Source organism: Pseudomonas sp. BP11-1-1 (assembly GCF_052112105.1).
Classification (GTDB): Bacteria; Pseudomonadota; Gammaproteobacteria; order Pseudomonadales; family Pseudomonadaceae; genus Aquipseudomonas; species Aquipseudomonas alvandae.
In genome coordinates this window covers 1-269 of the sequence record NZ_JAUTYU010000060.1, presented here as the reverse complement: position 1 = coordinate 269, position 269 = coordinate 1, and the positions used below count along the sequence as shown (strand labels likewise).

The following is a 269-nucleotide window of genomic DNA, read 5'->3' as shown; positions in this document are numbered from 1 at the left end:
TGCCAACGGCAACACCCTGGGCGCCGGCGTTGCGGTGACCTGGTCGACGTCGCTGGGCAGCTTGTCTGCAGCATCGAGCACGACCAACGCCAGTGGCCAGGCCACGGTGACGCTGAAAGGGACGGTGTCCGGTTCGGCGACAGTGACGGCTTCGGCCGTGGCTGGATCTGCAACTGCAGCAGTGACCCTGACGCCGAACAGTGCGACGGCCGACGTGACCTCGCTGGTAGCGACTCCGACCAGCATTGTGGCCAACGGCACGACGACCA

Annotated in this window: 1 pseudogene; it reads left to right on the top strand. The window is 66.5% G+C overall.

The annotated features are described in order from the left end of the window. Positions 1-34: 34 nt before the first annotated feature. A pseudogene (locus tag Q7C33_RS29000) lies at positions 35-269 on the top strand (Ig-like domain-containing protein); the annotation flags it as partial.